Source organism: Segetibacter sp., from assembly GCF_025963695.1.
Lineage (GTDB): Bacteria > Bacteroidota > Bacteroidia > Chitinophagales > Chitinophagaceae > Segetibacter.
In genome coordinates this window covers 1-20,698 of sequence record NZ_JAOQAH010000081.1, presented here as the reverse complement: position 1 = coordinate 20,698, position 20,698 = coordinate 1, and the positions used below count along the sequence as shown (strand labels likewise).

Sequence of the window (20,698 nt, the reverse complement as noted above, 5' to 3'; positions counted from 1 at the left end):
TGAAGCCACAGTAGCAATAAAGTTTAATCAAGGAACAATGAAAGGAACGGGCCGTTTCGTTCCTTTCTTGAATTTTCTTTGGTTACTTTCTTTTTTTCAAGAAAAAGAAAGTGACAAGTCGGCATATAAAAAGGCTTAAAATTAAACCGCGTCATAGAATAGCAGCTTAAGTAAACGACATTGAATGGGCAATGAATGTCGGTTAGTTAAGGGGAAAATGGAGTTAGGTTTAAAAAGGACTGAAAGCAATTTTTACCGCAAAGAAATACAAGAGTGGTGCACAGAGAAACACGGAGAATTAATCCCTCTCTTTGTGTTCTCTGTGTTTCTTCCTCCGGTGGTTCTCTGTGGTTAATACAACCTCCTACTCGTGAAGGCGCTGATGGCCGTTAGTTAAGGGGAAAATGGAGTTAGGTTTAATAAGGATTAAGAGCGGTTTTACCGCAGAGAAATACGAGAGCCGGCGCTAGGGAACACAGAGATTGCATTCCGCTCTTTGTGTTCTCTGTGTTGCCTCCTCCAAAGGGTATCTGTTAATACAACCTAGAGGCAACGATGAAACCGGGATTGCAATATTACATACCTAAAAAGGCTGAATAGAGATTTATAAGTACGAAGGGAGTGACACAACAATGCTTAATCGGTGAGCTGAACCCGGTAACAAAAAAAAATAAAGACAAGACGGGCCGTTAAAACAAAAATGAGCTGCCCTAAACAGGCAGCTCATTTTTAATAATTATAAAAGGGTTACATTAATATCCAGGGTTCTGTTTGATCTTCTTATTCTGGTCGATAACACTTTGAGGAACCGGGTTTAAATACATTTTTTGATGAAATACATGCGGGTGATTTAAATCAATCACTTCGTATACCCATTTACCGCTATTATTACTGGGTGAAGTATTATATATTTTCATTCCATGCAGATCTTTATTTAAAACATCCATTGCAATTTTCCAGCGAATAAGGTCATAAAAGCGTTTTGCCTCGAAGCAGAGTTCGACCCGGCGTTCGCGATAGATGGCTGCACGCATTTCAGCCTGGTTTAAACCGGTAGGTAGTTCGGGTAAATCTGAACGCTTTCTTATTTTATTGATTGCATTGTAAACAGAAGCATCTGGTCCAACTGCTTCATTTTGAGCTTCGGCAAAATTTAATAAGACCTCAGCGTAGCGGTAATACACATAATTCTGCCCGCTTTGCGCACCTCCTCGTGGCTTGAGGGGATTGATCTTCTTTTTAAAATAATAACCAGTGTTTCCTACGTCGTCGGTACCGAAATCGATTTGGTTCTTCGACGGACGAACTTTATCGATGCGGGTGTAAATGGTGTCGGTCTTCTCCATCCAATCTTGTTTATAGGGAGCGCCGTCGTACACTATGAAATCGTAAAATCTTTTTTCACGGTTTACGTAAGGGTTTTGAGGATCGTAACCAGACGTTGGATCAGAAATAGGTTTTCCGTTAGCCATCGCAAACTGGTCTACGAGCTCCTGTGTTGGGTCGTAATTGCCCCAGGTATAATACACTCCGTTTATCCAAACGGGGCCGCCGTATTGTTCGTAATTCGATCCCATAATAATTGGAACCACTTGCCTGTCCCAAATAACTTCCGGATTGTATTCATTTTTCTCCCACCAAAAAGCATTTAAATCGGAGAAGAGGTCGTAGGTACCGCCGTACGTGTCCATAAACTTTTTGTTTGTTGCCGCGGCTTTTGCCCACCTTGCTGCATTAAAATTGCCGAAACCCGCAACTTTATCGGGATCAATGCCAGAAGCAGGTGTAGGCGCATTAAATGCCGGGCTGGCAGCATACAATTCAATCCATCCTTTTAATGCAAGTGCTGCTCCTAAAGTAGCCCTGCCAGCATCTCCGTCTCCGTTTTTATATTTAACGGCTAAAGCATTGTTGTTAACAATTGTATCTAGTTCTGACGTTATAAAATTAAATGTTTGCTCGAATGTATTTCTTGCATTGTAGAGTTGCGATTCGTCCATCTTGCTCCTGTCGAGCACGCTGGTAATAATTGGAAGCCCGCCCAGATGCATGAATAGTTCGCTGTAAAAATAGGCTCGTAAAAACCTTGCTTCATCTACTCGTTTTTTAAGGTAAGCAGGTGAAAAATTGGCGGTGTTTGCCTTTAATTTTTCAATAAAAAGATTACACTGTCTTATTTTAAGGTAACCCGCGGCCCAGTTTGCGTAGTTTACAGCATTGTCGGTATTATTTCCCATGGGCGCCCCGGCATTTACAGTAGGGTCAACAATACCTTGCCTCCAGGCATAAGAAAGCCAATAGAAGCCTGCATCATTATCATCTGTATAATTATCAAGGTTGTTAGGAGTGTTCCATTTATTAGAAAGATCAGCATAAATATCATTCAGGAAAATGTCGGCGTTTCCCTCAGACTCCCACTGGTTTATGTCTGTTAATCTGGTCTTATCTTCATTCTCCAGAAAATCTTTTTTACAGGAGAAAGTACTTACGAGAAAAAGTGCTATAAACACTTTGTAAAAAATCTTTTTTATACTAATTATATTATTCATAAACGCTTATTATCATTGTTATTATTAGAAAGTAATATCTAAACCTACAGTGTAAACTTTTTGGTTGGGGTAGGCAGTCTCGCGATCTGTGTAACCTACTTCCGGATCCATAAAATTAAGTTTACTAATGGTCCACAGGTTTTGGCCGGCAACGTAAAATCTCATTGACTGGATTTTCAGTAGTTGAGAGGCGGTACGTGGAAGTGTATATCCCAAATTAGCGGTCTTTAGTCTTACAAATCCTGTGTTAATGTACCAAAAGTCGGAAGCCTGTGTATTGTTTGCGTACGGGGCCTGGTTAGCTCTCGGATAGCGTGCATTCTGAGTAGTTGGTGTCCAGTGATTATTGAAATATTCGTAACTGGTGTTGCTATTGTTATTATTGAAAGGGATAGTCTGAAATTGCCTTATATCAAGACTGGATATTGCAGAACCCTGGAAAAACAAACTAAGATCAAAACCTTTCCAGGTTGCGTTAGGCGAAAAGCCATAGGTAACCAAAGGGAAAGTGGGATTACCAACTACCGTTTCATCATCTGCATTGATCTTGCCGTCGGGTTTGCCACCGGGGCCGCCTATATCATCGTACCTGATATCGCCTGGACGAAGAACACCGAATTGGGTAATGTTATATCCGTCAGTAGCATTAATAACTCCGTCTCCGTTTTTGTCATCAGCCGTACCGAATAAACCAAGTGCGTGATAACCGAACTGGGTGCCAAAAGGTCTTCCCGTTCTGCTGCGGTTTGGGTTATTACGGGTAGCTGCAGTTTCAAACACCTGGATCATTTTGTTTTTTGCATAGCTATAATTGGCGTTCAACCCTAACTTAAGACCATTTTCAAATCGCTTTGAACTACCAATGCTAAACTCAAAGCCGCTGCTTTGCATGATGCCGGCATTCTCGTCTGCAAGCGGTAAGCCATATTCAACAGGAACACTTACTGCCGGCGGCAATAACATTCCGGTCCTTTTTTCATGAAAATAATCTGCTTCAACACTCAATAAACCTTTCCATAAGCTACTTTCAAAACCGATATCCGTTTTTGTAGCTACTTCCCAGGTGATATTTCGATTTGCTTCTCTTGGATTAAATGATCCCTGAACCATGTTTCCCAGGCCGAAAGCGTAGGCGTTTCCATACAGGTTATAACCTGGTAAATACTGAAATGCAGTACCGGTGAGGTTACCCGATTTGCCCCATGAAGCACGCAATTTAAAATTGTCGACAAATGGTAAACTTTTGTTGAAGAAATCTTCATTAGATAATACCCATCCCGCTGACACAGCTGGAAAATACCCCCACCTTTTACCGGGAGCAAAGAAGTAATGCCCGTCGTAGCGGCCTGAAGCTTCCAGTAAGTACTTGCCATCGTAGTTATAACCAACCCTATATACATACCCAATCTGGCTACCGGTTGATGAAGTACCGCTGTTATCGAAATCATTTTTATTTGAACTACCCAGCGTTAATTCGTCTATGTTCACTGCAAAGTTGTTTCTACGGGCCGAAAAGTTTTCGAATGTGTTGTTGCGGGCCTCCGCAACGATCAACCCCGTAAAATCGTGTTTACCAAAAGTGTTATGATAATTTATTAAGCCCTGGTACGTAAAATTCTGGCTTTTTGTATAGTCCTGGCTTAACCATGTGAAAGCTGCGGCGCCGCCTTCCGCTGTAGATATTTCTCTTCTGTAAGTGTAAGGAGTTGTATTAGTATTTTGAGAGTAGTAATAATAAGGGGTGTGCCAGTTTTTACCCGTCCGTTGTGTAGGATCGTAGCTAAAAGTTCCTTTTACACTTAATCCTTTGATGAACGGTAACTTCTGTTCAATTCCCAGGGTTGTAAGTAAAGTGTTAGTGACATTACGAGCATATCCTGCTTTTAATACTCCTACGGGAGAATTACCAGCAAACTCTCCCCATAATCCGTTGCTGTAATACAAGTTTTGAATAGGGATGTATTTAAAATTGCTACGAAAAAGGTTGGTTGCAGAGATTGCTGCATCAATAGATTTGGAATTTTCTACTGAACCAATCAAGGAAATCGTGACGGTTGTAGTCGCAGTGGCCTGCGCCTCAAGGTTAACATTGTAATTATAACGGGTATATTTAATCGGATCAAACATTCCTTTTTGGCTTAAATATCCTACACCTGCGAAATATTTAATTTTTCCTGCACCTCCGCTCAACTGCAAATTATAGTTCTGCATAGGCGCGTACATGTTAACCAGGTCCTTTGTATTACTTATCGGGTATTTGTCGGGGTCTTTCGCGTTCAAAGAAGTATAATTTTCAACAAGGTCTTTGGCAAAGGGCAAATTAACACCTGTAGGGTTTTCGTTCTGGTACGCTTCGTTCTTAAGTCTCATATAATCCTGAGCACTCAGTAACTTAGGGTAATAGGTAGGCGTTTGGGTACCATAGTATGAATTGAAGGTTAAAGTCGGCTCACCGTTTTTCCCCTTTTTAGTAGTAATCAGAATTACACCATTAGCGCCTCCCAATCCATAAGGAGCAACTGCGGCAGCATCTTTTAGAACCGTTACAGCCTCCACCGTACTTGGATCGATTTGGTTGATATTACTGCGTATAATACCGTCGACAACAATTAACGGTTGGGCATTACCCGTAGTTCCAATTCCCCTGATCCGGATATCGACCCCCGCACCTGGCTGTCCACCATTGGGACGCATACTAACACCAGCAACCCTTCCGGCAATTGAGTTAGAAATATTGGGAACGGGAACTTCAGCAAGCTGGCTCCCTTTAACACTTGAGACAGCCCCCGTTACGGCCAGTCTCTTTTGTGTTCCGTATCCCACTACCACCACATCATTCAACGATTTCACATTTTGTGATAACCTGACATTGATAACAGTTTGATTGCGAACGTCAATTTCCTGTGTTTCATACCCGATGTAAGTAAACACCAGTGTTCCTTTTTCCGGAATGTTCAGGGTAAATGTTCCATCTTGATTAGTAGTAGCTCCAATAGTAGTTCCTTTAAGGTTAATGCTAACTCCTGAAAGTGGCCCACCCTGGGCATCGGTTACAGAACCGCTGATGGGTGGCGCTGCAGATGCCAGTACCGAGGAAGTTAAAAAGACCAGTAGAATTATGCTGAGCTGCATAATTTTTTTAACTATTAAATTGGGAGTAGAGCGTTGGGGAAGCAAAAAATATTCTTGCATCCTCCCCCGGAAAAGTGGAGTTGTATTCATATGTATAATTTAAGCAATCGAAAAAAAACGTCTTCTTGCAAAGACAAATTCCAAAAAAATAACGTAGCAAGTAATAGGCAGCAAATAAGTAAGTAGTTAACCTACTGTTTACTTACACCCAATTTTCAGGCACTCGTTTCTGTTTAACTTTTTAACCCGTTTAGGAGTAATTATAAGTTAAAGTAAAAGGGTTTTTAAGAATTTATTTCTTTTAAGCTTCTTTTATTTTCAACTATTTGTCTCAAAATGAATATTCCCCGATTTTGCCGGCGATTGTACCGATGCTTTCTTTGTTGTTTTCAATTCTTTGAATATTGAAGATTAGGGCTTAAACTCGCTTAAACAACACATTTAAACGAATGACAATATTTTGATCTCCAGGCAGAACATTCTCTTCACCTCGGTTGGCTAAGTAGGGCGAAGGGTTTTCAGATTCACCCTCTCACAGAACCGTACTTAAAAAAGTACCGAATTTTTATTTACCACACTTTTTAAAACCCAGGCTTCTTTTACATTGTAATTTGTACTCGTTATAGATGTTCGGCTTTGTAAACAGGTAAATAAATATAAGCGGGCGATGCAGGGTAAGCTGGCAAAACTACAGGAACAGCTTGTGGAAAGCCGAATAGACAATTTATAAGTACACGGGAGTGACACAACGATGTATAAAAGCGGTCCGAAAGTTTGTCATAAAAAAATAATCTTAAAATGCAGGAGTATTTAATTTCTGCAATACTGTTTAATCGTAAACTCTTTCTACCTTAAACTTTCGCTATTGTTAACTTGCCAGCTACTTTGAAAACAATAATCTCACTCGCCCTAATTAACCTTTTGGTTATTACAACCCGGCTTGCTGCACAGGAGTATTATTTCAGGCATTACCAGGTGGAGAACGGGCTTTCGAACAATACGGTATTTTGTAGTCTGCAGGACAAAAAAGGCTTTTTGTGGTTTGGAACAAAAGACGGCTTAAACAGGTTTGATGGCTACACATTTAAGGTTTTCCATAATGGTTCGGACGCTTTATCGAGTTTAGCTTTCAATTTCATTTATAGGTTGTATGAGGACAATAACAATGTAATTTGGGTAGGAACCGACAGGGGGCTATATAAGTTTGATGAACCGACGGAAAGGCTTCGTTTTGTTAACGCAAAATTTTCGGGCGTCATAAGGGGAATACAACCCGACAATCAGGGAAACACCTGGATTATTTCGAATAACAAGCTTTTTAAATACCGGGAAGAAACAGGCGCAATACGGGCTTATGATCAAACAAACGTTTTTAATGCTACCTCTGTTTGCGCTGATCCTACAGGCTCTATCTGGATCTCTTGTACCGACGGCTACCTTTGGAAATACGATGCTTTACATGACTCTTTTACCAGCTACAATGTATTTGATAAATCGAAGCCTTCAACGTCGAAAAGGATTGAGAAAGTTTTTGCAACAGGCAGAGGTTCACTGCTGGTAGGAACTTCGTCGCAGGGAGCTAAAATTTTTGACATCGCAAGCGGAACTTACAAAGACATACTAACCCATTACTCTGATAATACAGAAGTTTTGGCGCACGATTTTGTACAACAGGGAAATACGTATTGGATTGCAACGGATTTCGGCATTTTTATTTATGATATTCGGAGCGAAAAAATTACCAATATCCGAAAAAATTATAACGACCCTTACTCTATTTCTGACGACGCCGTACATACGTTATGCAAAGACAAGGAAGGTGGTATTTGGGCAGGAACTTATTTTGGCGGAGTAAATTACTATCCGAAACAATACACCACTTTCAAAAAGTACTTTCCAAGAATGGGTGAAAATTCTATCAGCGGAAATGTAGTCAGGGAAGTTGTTCAAGACAAGTATAAAAATTTTTGGATAGGAACCGAAGATGCAGGGTTAAACAAATTAAATGCATCGACGGGCCTTTTTACCCATTTTTTTCCCACAGGCAACAAAAACAACGTATCATTTTCTACCATCTTTGGTCTATTGCCAGATGACAACAAACTGTGGATCGGGACCTACCAGCATGGACTAGATATACTTAATATCAAAACAGGAAACGTTGTAAAACATTACAGCGCCGGCACTGGGCCAAAATCGCTACAAAGCAATTTCATTCGAACATTTTACAAAACCCGGGCAGGTGACATTTTAATAGGTACGCTTGCAGGGTTGTACAGGTATAATAACCAGATGAAAAACTTCAATATTATCCCTGAGCTTTCTGCAAATGCTTTAGTTAATTCTATATTAGAAGATTCGGAAGGAACCATTTGGGTTGGAACAGCAAGAACCGGCGTTTATTACTACAATGCGAATACCAACCAAAAAGGAAATTTCGGTTATAGCGATAAAAATAACAAAAGCCTGGCTAGCAATATTGTGAACTGCATATATGAAGACAGCAATAAAAATCTCTGGTTTGCTACCGAAGGCGGCGGGCTTTGCAGGTTTTACCGCAAAAACAAAAATTTCAAAAGATATACAACAAAGAACGGTTTGCCCGCCAATTCTGTTTTTAAGGTATTAGAAGACCGTAATAAAACGCTTTGGGTATCTACTTCAAAGGGTCTCGTCAATTTTGATCCTTCAACAGAAAAAGTGGTAGTTTATACTAAAGCAAACGGATTGCTGAGCGACCACTTTAGTGTTAATTCGGGTTATAAGGATTCAACAGGAAGACTGTATTTTGGAAGCGTAAAAGGATTAATAAGCTTTAATCCGGCAGAATTTATAAAGAATACCTATAAGCCGCCTGTTTATATTACCGGTTTTCAGGTTTACAACAACGAAATTGATATTAATGATAAAAATTCACCTATTAAAACATCGCTTGCTTTTACTGATAAAATTAGAATCGCTTATGACCAATCTTCATTTAGTATTGACTTTGCAGCCCTAAGTTATACCTCTCCCGAACAAACCGAATATGCTTACAAAATGGTGGGGTTAGATAAAGACTGGACCTACCTTAAAACCAAGCGAAAAGCTTACTTTACTGAACTTTCACCCCGCATTTATACATTTAAAGTAAAGGCGTCTACGGCTAATGGTGACTGGAATGTTACAGAAACAAACCTGGTAATTGAAATTGTACCGCCGTTTTGGTTGCGATGGTGGGCCTACCTGTTTTACCTGGCATTAGGGGCATCGGTGATACTATATATTATTTATAGTTACAAAAGAAAAATGCGCGAAAAGCACCAGCGACATTTAGAAGGTCTTAAGCACAAGCAGGAAAAGGAAATTTACCAGGCTAAGTTTGAATTTTTTACAAATATCGCCCATGAAATACGCACTCCTCTTACCCTAATTAAAGGACCATTGGAATTAGTGCTGGAAAAAGCGGACCAACTACCGGGAATAAAAAAACACCTGACAGTGATGCATCGAAACACTAGCCGCTTACTCGATTTAACTAACCAGCTACTAGATTTTCGGCGGGTAGAAACAAAAGGGTTTAGTCTTAATTTTGTAGAGGAAGAGGTGCCTAAATTACTTGAAGAGATTTACTTGAGATTTAAACTGGTTGCTGAACAAAAAAACCTGGCCTATACATTAGATTTGCAAGAGAAACAACTCAACGCCTACATAGATATAGAAGCAATAAACAAAATAATAGGTAACCTCATCGATAATGCAATAAAATACGCAGAAAGTAAAGTTGCAGTATCGTTATTAACTTTTAACAAACACGACAAGGAATTTTGCATTGAAATAAAAAACGACGGTCACATCATTCCCTGCGAAATGAAAGATAAAATATTTGAAACATTTTATCGGCTAAAGGAAACAGAAAAGTTTGAAGGAACAGGAATAGGACTTGCACTTTCAAGAACACTTGCTGAATTACACAAAGGCACTATTCAACTAAAAAAACCCGAAAACAACATGAATGTTTTCGTACTGAAACTACCCTTTTATCAAAACAAGGATTTGGAATTATGACCTCACCGTTAAAATAAGGAATCGTCGTATGAAAACCTTTAAAAATGAAACCCGTAATTTTATTAGTTGACGACAACCAAGATATCCTTGAATTCGTTTCGGATTTCATGGATGAAAAATACACAACCATAAAGGCATTAAACGGACAGGAAGCATTAGATATTTTGCGTCACCAATCGGTACAACTGGTTATTACCGATATAATGATGCCAAACATGGATGGTTATGAATTGTGTGAGAAAATTAAAAGCAACTTTGAATACAGCCACATTCCCGTTATTTTATTAACTGCAAAAAATACATTCCAATCTAGAATTGACGGTCTTGAAATTGGCGCGGACGCCTATATAGAAAAACCTTTCTCGCCTCGACATTTGCAATTACAGGTATCAAACCTTCTTATCAGCCGCAATAAAATAAAAGAGTACTTAGCTAATTCTCCTCTCTTACATATTAAAGGCATGGCGCATACAAAAGGCGATGCTAACTTTCTTGCGCAGTTAAACGATGCCGTCATGCAAAACATAAAAAACACCGATTTAGATGTAGTTCAGATAGCAAAAATAATGAACATAAGCCGGCCCACCTTGTACCGTAAAATAAAAGAAATTTCAAACACAACTCCCAACGAAATTATCAATATAACGCGGTTAAAAAAGGCGGCTGAATTACTGGCTGAAGACGTATACAGCATTAACCAGATTTCGGAAATGGTTGGTTTTACTTCTCAAACTGTTTTCGGCAGAACCTTTCAAAAGCAGTTTGGAATGACACCTTCCCGATTTGTTGGTACCAGATTGAGGGATAGACAGAAATTCAATTGACTTTTCTCAGTTTGGGAAATTGAGAAATAAAGACAGCAGTTATTTTGATGATGAAAAGAAGGGCTTCCTTCAGCATTGTTGCTCTTAGAAAGAGGAATCAGAGTTCTCCGTTGCATGTCGCTCCAATCCACTTAAAAATCCAACCCGAACTCGTTTTCTAACCTAACGCCACCCTGAAAGAACGCTTTGCCATGTTCTTATTAACATTCAAAATCAACCAGCAACCCGTGCAGTGCATGACCAAACTTATGAAACATGGTTATGGTTGTTTGCAACTATATTATCAAACGGCGCATCTGAACAAGTAGATTTCCTGATTTTGGACTTTTCCCAAAAAAAACAAATAATGAAGAAAGTATTTATAGGTATTTTTCTAGTCTTTATTGAAGATATCATTGGCCTCGGTTTCTGTATTTACAAACTAGCTAATTAGACTTTTTCACAATTTGAATGCATAAGGCAGCGAAAGTTCTATCGCAGTTACAGTGCTTACCAAACTGCCATCCGCATTTATTCTAATGCGGCCGCCGGTTTCTTTAAGATAACCTCTCCTTCTTTTCTGTTCCTTAACTTCCTAGTAACATATAATCCTATTTCTCTCCCTTCAATTAAGCCATTAGTTATAGAAGGCATGTAATGTATGCCACCATAGAAACGGCTGATTGCTGCTTCCTCTGCCGCATTTTGAAACGATGTAAAGTTCCTTGCAGGTAGTCCGAACTCAAACTCAGTAGAATCGGTATAAGAAAATTTTTCGCCAAAGTGTTTTGAAAGTACGACTGAAGCTGCAGCAGAAACCACACTGTGACCGCTCGTATATTCAGGAAACGGTGGGGTTTGAAGCAAGGGCAACCATTGGGCATCGATATACTGGTTAATGAAAGTCTCAGGACGGACTACTCTACTCCTGTATTTCTCGTCCCAGCAACTTACAAAACAATCGGCAAGGGTAACGGCGAGGGTGGCATATACTTCTGATGATTTCACTAAGTCTGCATTTGCCTTTTTACAAGCCAATCTTGTAATATTGATCCAATGACCTCCCGGAGAAATTTTTTTAGTAGCAAACATTACATGTCCTCTTACATTCATCTTAAAAGGATTACAATCCCAAAAATTAGCAATTTCATTTTGCTCATTAGTGAGCCTTACACCCATTTCGCGTACGGCAATTGCCTCCTGGTAAAACTTACTCTTTTTGTTTGATGAAAAAGGTGTTGGCCGCAAGGGTTTAAATTGAGCGGCAGAGTCAATAACAAACGTTCTGATCTTATTCCAATGGGGTTCTATCGCCTTAATGTATGCCGGAGGAGTCGGCTTCCAGGTAGCTGGATCATCGGCAACAGCGTACTTCGCAAATGTGCGGGTCTGCTTATAATTGTCCTGTGAAGCCCAGGCAAGAATATGATCCGCTACCTTTTGTCCGTAGGCAATCGAATTTACAAAGACCTCGTCGGGCATCCCGTTGTCTTTAAACTCCTGCAGCAGCTTCACTTTAAACCGTTCGACCTGGTCTTCCGAAACTACCAGCGCTTTCCCTACTGCAAGTATTGCCTGAACCGCCGCAAGCGACGCACTATAACGGCCGGAAGCTGGTTTTGGAACAGGTTTAAGTTGATGTAGTTGACCAGCAAAAGTTAGATAGCCTGCATGTTGAGGAATGATGGCTTCGTAGGCTGCAATACATACGTAAGCGTAGGTGCGGCAGGCAACAGGTGGAGAATAAATATCATGCACCATTACATCAGTTAATTCCTTTATCGATCGATGCAGATAATCCGCATTTTCAGATTTCTCTTTCCATGACCTTGCCTGCGCGGGTAAAACCGTAAGGGTAAGCACAATTGCAAAAAGTATTATGATAGCACTTCTCATAATACTTCTCTTTTAATACCCTTAAAATTGATGATCGTCATTTTTTGCACTCCTTTTTCGAACGGTATTTTTCTTGAGGATTGAGATAAATAGGTAGATCCGTAATAAAACTCCACCTTTCTTTTTCTGCCGTCTTTGTACGCCAACTCTGCAGCACAATCATCAGCGTTTAAATGGATCCACTTTAAAACAGGTGAAGCTTTTAAGGGATTCCTCGAAAAGGCAACCAGGCTATCCTGGTTTTGAGTAGCTATAAGCAACTCCTCACTTTTTGCTCCGTGAATTAACGTCAGTCCTTTTGCATCACCTTTTACAAAAAATCCACTTTGTGCGGGTGTCATATCAATAAAGTCTCCTTTTCCGTCGCCCTTTAAACACAACCCCATAAATGCATCGTGCCGGCCACTATATGGTTCAATTCCGTAGTCGTTGCCCACCATTGTCAGATCCAGGTTGCCGTCGCCGTCAAGATCATTGGCGACCATACCATACACGGGAGCAGACTGTGCAAGCAATGGCAGCGGTTTGATGGAAAAACGTCCATTGCCTTCGTTTTTAATATAAGAAGAAGCCATATCATTAGCTTGCATTGTTATCGCGTCCTCCTTGTCTTTAAGACTCCACAAATCATCTGCAGTGGCTGTTCCATATGCTTTATATGTCGGGTATTTTTTGCGAATTGAAACCAACTGGCTAATCATATCATCCTTTGTTGCCATCGGATACGGTTTCATGCTACCATCCTCTGCTTTTAGGTAACAGAAAACCATAGCATCTAAAGAGCCGTTGTTATCAAGATCTTTTGCTAAAACAGTAATAGGTTCTGATGGTGAGGCTTTATAATTTGTGTTTAAACCAAGGTTACCTGCTATGTAATCAATATCGCCATCATTGTCGAAATCGCCAGATACCAGGCTATTCCACCAACCCAAATGTGTCTCAATACCGCTATTAGAAACTTTCGTAAGTGCTTTACCTGTATTTTTAAAAAAGGTTACCGGCATCCATTCCCCGGCAACTACAAGGTCCATTTTACCATCGTTGTTAAAGTCACTCCACAACGCATCTGTAATCATTCCAGCATACTGCAAGTCGGGACAATAACTGGTGGTGACATCTGTAAATTTACCACCTTCGTTCTTTAAAATAGCTGTCTTAGGCGTAACAGGATAAGCGCCTGACACAACCCGGCCGCCAACAAAAAGATCAAGGTCTCCATCCCCATCAATATCAGCAGCACGCACACAAGATCCATTACTTGAATCCTTTGGCAAGGCATTGTTACTTTTTACAAACCTGCCTTTGCCATTATTCAAAAACAACCGATCGTTACTAATCGGATGATTTGGAGGAATCTCATAACTACCACTTACAATATACAAGTCAAGGTCTTTATCGTTGTCCGCATCAAACAGCAGTATGCCCATATCTTCATACAACCGATCTTCTTTCTGTAAGAATCGAGTAGAGTCGATAACAAACTTTCCGGGTGCGTTTTGCATAAAGAACACGCCGGGATTGCCTGATGAGCCGCCGAGAAAAAAATCTTCGAAGCCATTATTGTCAACATCCCCTACAGCGATGCCAGGTCCGTATTGACTGAGCTTATGGGGTATTGTAGGCTGAATGTTGTAATCAACAAAATCTCTTTCCTTTGGCTTAAACTTTATCCCCAAACGGGCAGACGCATTGATGAAAAGAGGTGTTTGATTATTTGCAGCAATTGCTTTATTTAAGTCAGTAGCTTCTTTATGGAAAACTGTGATTGTTTTATCAACAGCGACATTCATTAGTAATTGTGTTTTTCCATCTGGCCACACTACCCGTACCGAGTCTACCGTTGTCGCTGTTCCCAAACCAAAATGTGCGCGATAATCGTCTGTAGATAAATAGCCGCGGGTTGGCTGGTGCTCGTAAAATTGTTGTTTACCGGCATAATAAACACGAAGGGACGCACCTATGCCATTGATATTTTTACTCTGGCCCTCTATCTTAACAGTCAGTGTATGCGAATTGCTTTTCTGACCGTTATTATTTAAAGTGTTTTCATAAACAAACGCTTCGTCATTAATATTGTTAATGATGACGTCCAGGTCTCCATCATTATCCAGATCAGCATAGGCAGCACCGTTTGAAAATGCAGCCTGGTTAAATCCCCAGCTCTTGGTAGTGTTTTGAAAAGAAAGGCCATCAGTATTCTTAAAAGCATAATTAGCCAGTTTTACAATGGGCAAAGAATCAGTCATTGACAATGTGTACCTGCCTCCTGTTCCACCCTGACCATTGTTATAGGCAATGTAATCGAGGTCGGTAACATCTCGGGGCAGGCCATTAGATATGATAAGGTCACGTAATCCATCGTTGTCGAAATCAGCTACAAGGGGACACCAGCTCCAGTCGGTTTGGTATACTCCAGCCATATAACCGATATCGTTAAAAACGGGATGAGAACCGGGAATATTACCGCTATTTAGCTGCAACACATTCCGTACATACTGGTGTTCATAACCATACTTTTCGTTGTTAGTATAGTTGTAGTACTCGTTGCCGCTTAACATGCGCTTCTTTCGCATATTCGTTTCAGGAAGCATCTCAAGGGAAATGAAATCAACGAAGCCGTCGTTGTTTATATCAACGGCATCAGTTCCCATTGCATTCCAGCCGGTATGCTTAAAGTATTCACCAAGGCGGTTAGTGAAGGTTCCATTTTTATTGTTGATGTAACAAAGATCATTCGAGACAAAGTCGTTGGCTACGTAGATATCCGGCCAACCGTCGAGATTTATATCGGTTATACAGGCGGCATGCCCCCACCCTTCTATTAAAATGCCTGCTTCTCCAGATACATTTTTAAAAGTTCCGTCGCCGTTATTACGATAAAGACGATCGGTATTTAAAGCAGTTCCATTGGTTACTTTTGGCCTGAAGCGAATAGGCGTCTTAGGATCGTATAACTCATTTGTCACCAGGTACATATCCAAATCCTGGTCCTTGTCGTAATCAAAAAAATAAGCCTGCGTACTAAAGCCGGTGTCTGCGAGTCCATAAGCAGCGGCTGACTCTTTAAAAGTCGGAACGCCCTCCTTATTCAATCCCTGGCTGACGTACAAGAGATTAGTGCGGGCAGGAATATTATCTTTATAAAAAGACGCACAAACATATAGATCTAAAAAACCATCATTATTAATATCAATAACTGAAACTCCGGTACACCATCTACCAGCACCACTCACCCCTGCAACGTCGGTGATATCATTAAATGCGAAGTTTCCCTTATTCAAATACATTTTGTTGGAAACCATGTTTCCCGCAAAGTACATATCGACTAGTCCGTCGTTGTTAAAGTCACCAATACCCACACCACCACCATTATATATGTTAGCCTGGTTTAAGATATTCAGGCTATCACTTTCAGTCAGTTTGTTTGAAAAATTAATACTGGTACGAGATGAAGGGAGTAAACGAAATAATGTATTGCTACCACCTTGAGTGTAACCCGAAAAAATACCAAGTAGAAATACAGGAATAAATAAAAAGCGTTTCAAAAGAACCGGCCCACTAAAAATCATGATGGCTGCAAATTATTTAAGCACAATGTAAATATTTTTATCCCTTTTACGTTTTTTCTTAAAACCTCTTAAGCGACTTTCGAGATAAGTTTTAGTTAAATGTTGTAGGGGAATGATAAGCGAGATTTGAAGAATATGGCAAAGTTTATCGAAGGAAATATAAGGGTTGTTACCCTTCATCCACTTGAGCACATTTTGAGCGTAGTAAAGCCTTAAAGGAAGTAAAGAACCTGAAACGTGTAAAAGCTACTACACTTAGCAAGGGATAAATCAGCGACTGTTTCATTTTGCTTAACAGCGAAAAAAAGTATAAGAGTGCGACGCAACGAATGTTTCATAGCAGCAACTCAGCTGGCTCAAAAAAAGCAATTAAATTTTTACCCCTTGTACAATATGACCTAAATTTATTGGTGGATACAATTTTATCCCCGTATTAATTCGAGTACAAAGTCACCTTTATTAAATCGTTCATATTATTGAACTTTATTTTATTCGCCTTTACATATTTCTTTATTTCGTCTGCCTTATCCGAAAACAAGTCCTCAAAATCTTTCTCCCTTTTTATAGCATAGTAATTGTTATTTCTTTTTAACCAGAAGGCCGTTTTAGGTGCAAGCTGGTACTCATCAGGAAGCTTCAGTTTGTAAGCAGATCCCGCCCTTTTTAAATCAGTTATGTTTGATATTGCTGCAGTCTGCGAAGTGCCAAAGCCTGTATTGCTGCCAGGCGGAATAACCTCTGTTTTATGTTGTATCATTAATGCAGTCGGGGTATTGGTAGCTACCTCATAAAAAATATTGCCAAAAGGAATAAACTTTCTATTTAGGATGTAAACAGTGTCGATGTTTCCGGTTTTATCTAACGCAAGTTTTTGCCCTGCCTGGTCGAAGATCATCTCTTCTGTTAATGAATTGTAATTAAGCAATGCCTTATTTATTTCCCCGGATTTCTGCTTAACTGTCCCTTCAACAAAATCAGGAAATACATAATTAGACAACTCAACACGCCGCATTTCTGGCTGAGCAGATAAATTACTTGTTAACCAAAGTAGCAGTATGGTTGAAAGAACTTGTTTCATAAACACAGTTTAAAATGTACTAAATGAGATATCGTCCTATTGCATATAAAGCTAACATTATTTTAACCAGATAGATTGGGTAAATGCACCATTGACTGCAACGTCCCACGCCTCAACCCTTACCCATTTCATATTTTTTAGATTTACCGGAAACGTAAACTTTTGTTTGCCAAAAGCTTTCGTATAATTAAGATCAATCCGTTTTCTGTAAACCTGTTTGCCATCTCCGTAGATCGCCTCAATAAAATTGAGGGGAAAGGTCCAGTTAACATCAAGCACAATATTGGCTTTGCCTGTGGCATCTAGTTGAACAGTTTCGCCAGCACCTTTTCCGTTAACTGTAAACGAAGGAAAAAGGATTTCACCGGTGCTTGAAAAAAATCTGCCTTTTTGCATTGCATCTAATACAGGCTGCCATCCGTTCTTAAACTCCGGTAATTTATCCAGTTGCAGATAGTTCACGTTCAAGTGTGCGTATAACTCATTTTCAGGTTCAATAGTAAACAAATCAGCTTCAGCAATAATGGTCTTTTTCAACCCCCAATTATTCATATCATCCAACAAATCGAAAACCCGCCTGCTTAAGGTTGGAGTTGATAGATCACCAGGAATAGCTTTCCATGCGGCTCCCATAAAACGGTCAGATTTAAAAAACGCTTCTTCTTTGTACTTGTCTGGAAACCCCGTTGACCCTTTCGTTCTTGCATGTGCAGTCCACGCCAGGCCCTTTTCAATTTCCAGCAATTTCAGCATTTCGTCTTTATTTGCCACCCTGTAAACTTTGCCCAATTTTGGGTCATCGGTGACAAAAGGCATTTCCGGTTTTCGCGACATGATCCAATAAACAGGCTTAGGAAAAAACTGCATCCAATGCCCTCCAAAAAACTCATTCGGTTCTTCGCCCGGCAATAGAAGAAATTTGTTATCCGACAATCTTTTACATTGATCGAAGAGCGCTTTTAATTCAGTCAGCCTTTGATCGTCGGGCCCCTTCGGGTGAGCCGTATAATGAAACTCGCCAAGGTGTACAATATCAACGCCTGTATTTTTAAAAACCTCTACAAAATTTGGTTTTTCCGGAATTGGTTTTCCCTTTAAAACGACGCTCATAATAAATTCATTATGAAAATGACTTGACATGGTTTTGTAACCAGGCACAGGAACATAGGAGTCATTATGAGTAAACTTTTTAACTTCCTGCAATGCAACCCCTGCTTTCTCTGTAGTTAACAGACAAAAGAAATTTAAGCGTTGACCCGTTTTAGGCGGTGCATTAAACCAGGGAACAAAGCGTCGATCACCGTATAAATCCTGCCGGATGCCAATACCATAATCCGGTATCATCTTTCTGTAATTGCTGCCGGCCCAAACGAACCGCAGGTTAAAAGCTTCATCCAACGGGTAGAAATATTGATGCGGCGCCGGAAATACCGCAAGTGAACCCCCATCAGTTTCACCGATAATCGTGCGATATTTAACCTCAAGATTTTTACTCGTATCGCTTCGATTTGCTATAGTAGTTTGAAGTTGATCCTTGGTATCTGACCACGCAACCCTATTCCAAACTTTCTCCCTGTTAACCAACCCTGCATCATATACAATTGCAGTGGAATCAACGTTTGTTGAGAGAACAGCGGCAACATTAAAAAGCGGGCTGCCAATATATAAGGTAATTTCTAAGGCACCGGTAAAAGATGCCCCCTTCACCCCATCAATGCGAATAACACTTCGCGAACCCTTATCTGTAACAGTTACATTTCGCTTTTCAAATGCAACCCGGTAAGCCTGAAACGGTTTATTTGGCACTTTATCAAAAAAGATATTCCAACCATTTTGAGAAACAAGGTCTCTTTTTCCGACAGTTAAAATAAATTCAGGATCCAGGTTTTGGGCAATTTTTTTGTTAGCAAGTTCAATACTTTTAAAAAGCGGTCTTTTATTGTTAAGATCAAGCGTTATAGAAGCGGTACTTCCGTTTCCCGCAGCCCACGCAAACGAGATCACCGTATCTTTTGCAGTATACTTCCTGGTTGTCTCAACCAGGCTAGTATCATTTGGTTTACGAGGTTCCACACGTTGTTGACCTTGGGTGCAGGAGCAATAAAAAAAAATTGCTAAAAAGAAAATTTTGTGCATATCGCCGTTAAATTATCGTATTTCACCCATTCACATTAGTTATTTTTTTGGAGGTTGGCTTTTCAGCTTCTTTGGGCTTTCGTTGTGTCACTCACTTGTACTTTCTTTTTTAAATTGTACCAAAACAGGTATCCTGCTTTTATTTGCAATGTGTTTTCGAGGTAGTTTAAAGAGGCAGAGACGGCTCAATTAACAGCGCACGACTCGGCCTCTTTTTACGGTTATATTCTTTTTTCTTCCACACATCTTTAGTTCATCTTTTGCAGGTGTGCTTTTTGTGCGCTAAAGCTTAAGTCTAATTCAGGACAAGACAAGTGAGTAGCGTGCTGTTGCAGCAACGAAGCCGGGGTCTTCAGCTTTACCCAACCAGAAACAGACTTGCAAAAAGGTGACGAGAGCCTCAACGAGCTTCGTCTCTTACCATTACCTTTAAAGTACCAAATTTTGGGCTATGAGAAAATTTCTGACCACCGTAATTCTAATGACTTTTCTGCTTCCTGCGATTGCTCAAAAAACGCAAAAGCCCCCACTGCATGGTAAGAACTGGATGGCGATAACCGGTAAACCTTTAGCAGCTACAGCAGGCGCAATGATTTTTTCGAAAGGTGGTAATGCGGTCGATGCCGCCTGCGCTATGCTTGCATCTACCTGTACGATGTGGGATGTGTTGAGTTGGGGCGGAGAAACACAGGCGCTAATCTATAATCCAAAAACAAAAAAAGTTATTGCTATTAATGCTATGGGTGTTGCACCAACCGGTGCCACAGTTGATTTTTTTAAAAGCAAGGGATACAACTTCCCGCCCGAATATGGTCCATTGGCTGCCACTACACCAGGTACTCCCGGTGGCATTTGTTACATGCTTGCTAACTATGGCACAATGAGTCTAGGACAAGTACTCGCTCCTGCTATGCAACTCGCAGCCGGTTACCCAATTGAAGCCCAAACAGCGAACAGCATTGAAAAATACAAGGATTCAATTAAGCAATGGCCGTACAGCAAAAAGATCTTTCTAACGCATGCAGGCGAAAAAAGGGAAGCGCCTGAAGCAGGAGAAATTTTTGTGCAAAAGGATCTCTTACAAACCCTAACAAAAATGGTTGAAGCAGAGAGGATGGCACTGAAAAAAGGCAAGACTCGAAAAGATGCAATCATGGCGGCCTATGACCGCTTTTACAAAGGAGACATTGCACAAGAGTTTGTTCGCGGAAGTCATGAACAAGGTGGATTGATAACGATGCAGGATTTAGCGAAATGGAAACCGGTTGAAGAGGAACCATTAAAAGTAAATTACAAAGGCATCGATGTATACAAGCTACAACAATGGACTCAAGGACCTGTGCTATTACAATCGCTAAACATACTTGAAAACTTCGATCTGAAAAGTATGGGTTACAATAGCCCGAAATATATTCATACGATCTACCAGACGATGAGTCTCGCTTTTGCTGACAGAGATTTTTATTACGGCGATCCACGCTTTCCACC

Annotated in this window: 9 protein-coding genes; 3 read left to right on the top strand and 6 right to left on the bottom strand. The window is 40.3% G+C overall.

What is annotated here, in order from left to right:
* Positions 1-752 precede the first annotated feature (752 nt).
* Both JWR87_RS13575 and JWR87_RS13570 read right to left on the bottom strand, forming a co-directional pair.
* On the bottom strand, positions 753-2,549 hold the full coding sequence (locus JWR87_RS13575; protein ID WP_297820973.1) for a RagB/SusD family nutrient uptake outer membrane protein: 1,797 nt from the start codon (positions 2,547-2,549) through the stop codon (positions 753-755).
* Between the two features lie 24 nt (positions 2,550-2,573).
* Complete coding sequence (locus JWR87_RS13570) at positions 2,574-5,681, bottom strand: TonB-dependent receptor (RefSeq protein WP_297820971.1); 3,108 nt, start codon at positions 5,679-5,681, stop codon at positions 2,574-2,576.
* Between the two features lie 885 nt (positions 5,682-6,566).
* On the opposite strand from JWR87_RS13570, the gene JWR87_RS13565 reads away from it, so the two are divergent.
* Both JWR87_RS13565 and JWR87_RS13560 read left to right on the top strand, forming a co-directional pair.
* Positions 6,567-9,728 (top strand): two-component regulator propeller domain-containing protein, encoded by a 3,162-nt coding sequence (locus tag JWR87_RS13565; RefSeq protein ID WP_297820969.1) that lies wholly within the window; start codon positions 6,567-6,569, stop codon positions 9,726-9,728.
* 44 nt (positions 9,729-9,772) lie between these two features.
* On the top strand, positions 9,773-10,552 hold the full coding sequence (locus JWR87_RS13560) for a response regulator (RefSeq protein ID WP_297820967.1): 780 nt from the start codon (positions 9,773-9,775) through the stop codon (positions 10,550-10,552).
* Between the two features lie 510 nt (positions 10,553-11,062).
* Here the strand turns inward: JWR87_RS13560 and JWR87_RS13555 are convergent.
* From JWR87_RS13555 to JWR87_RS13540, 4 genes are all read right to left on the bottom strand, one after another.
* Entirely contained in the window at positions 11,063-12,427 is a 1,365-nt protein-coding gene (locus tag JWR87_RS13555; protein WP_297820965.1) for a vanadium-dependent haloperoxidase, read from the bottom strand.
* Positions 12,424-15,996, bottom strand: coding sequence for a VCBS repeat-containing protein (locus JWR87_RS13550; protein WP_297820963.1), 3,573 nt, complete (start codon positions 15,994-15,996; stop codon positions 12,424-12,426). Before JWR87_RS13550 ends, JWR87_RS13555 begins: the two co-directional genes overlap by 4 nt.
* A 433-nt stretch (positions 15,997-16,429) precedes the next feature.
* On the bottom strand, positions 16,430-17,074 hold the full coding sequence (locus JWR87_RS13545) for a hypothetical protein (protein WP_297820961.1): 645 nt from the start codon (positions 17,072-17,074) through the stop codon (positions 16,430-16,432).
* A 57-nt stretch (positions 17,075-17,131) separates the two neighbouring features.
* Entirely contained in the window at positions 17,132-19,147 is a 2,016-nt protein-coding gene (locus JWR87_RS13540) for a hypothetical protein (protein WP_297820959.1), read from the bottom strand.
* Between the two features lie 514 nt (positions 19,148-19,661).
* Here JWR87_RS13540 and JWR87_RS13535 point away from each other — a divergent pair.
* The coding region (locus tag JWR87_RS13535; RefSeq protein WP_297820957.1) for a gamma-glutamyltransferase at positions 19,662-20,698 on the top strand (1,037 nt) is incomplete at its 3' end.

Bases quoted from the DNA above. Each gene is read 5' to 3' on its own strand.
- JWR87_RS13575 (WP_297820973.1), bottom strand. From the start codon at position 2,549: ATGAATAATATAATTAGTATAAAAAAGATTTTTTACAAAGTGTTTATA.
- JWR87_RS13570 (WP_297820971.1), bottom strand. From the start codon at position 5,681: ATGCAGCTCAGCATAATTCTACTGGTCTTTTTAACTTCCTCGGTACTG.
- JWR87_RS13560 (WP_297820967.1), top strand. From the start codon at position 9,773: ATGAAACCCGTAATTTTATTAGTTGACGACAACCAAGATATCCTTGAA.
- JWR87_RS13555 (WP_297820965.1), bottom strand. From the start codon at position 12,427: ATGAGAAGTGCTATCATAATACTTTTTGCAATTGTGCTTACCCTTACG.
- JWR87_RS13550 (WP_297820963.1), bottom strand. From the start codon at position 15,996: ATGATTTTTAGTGGGCCGGTTCTTTTGAAACGCTTTTTATTTATTCCT.
- JWR87_RS13545 (WP_297820961.1), bottom strand. From the start codon at position 17,074: ATGAAACAAGTTCTTTCAACCATACTGCTACTTTGGTTAACAAGTAAT.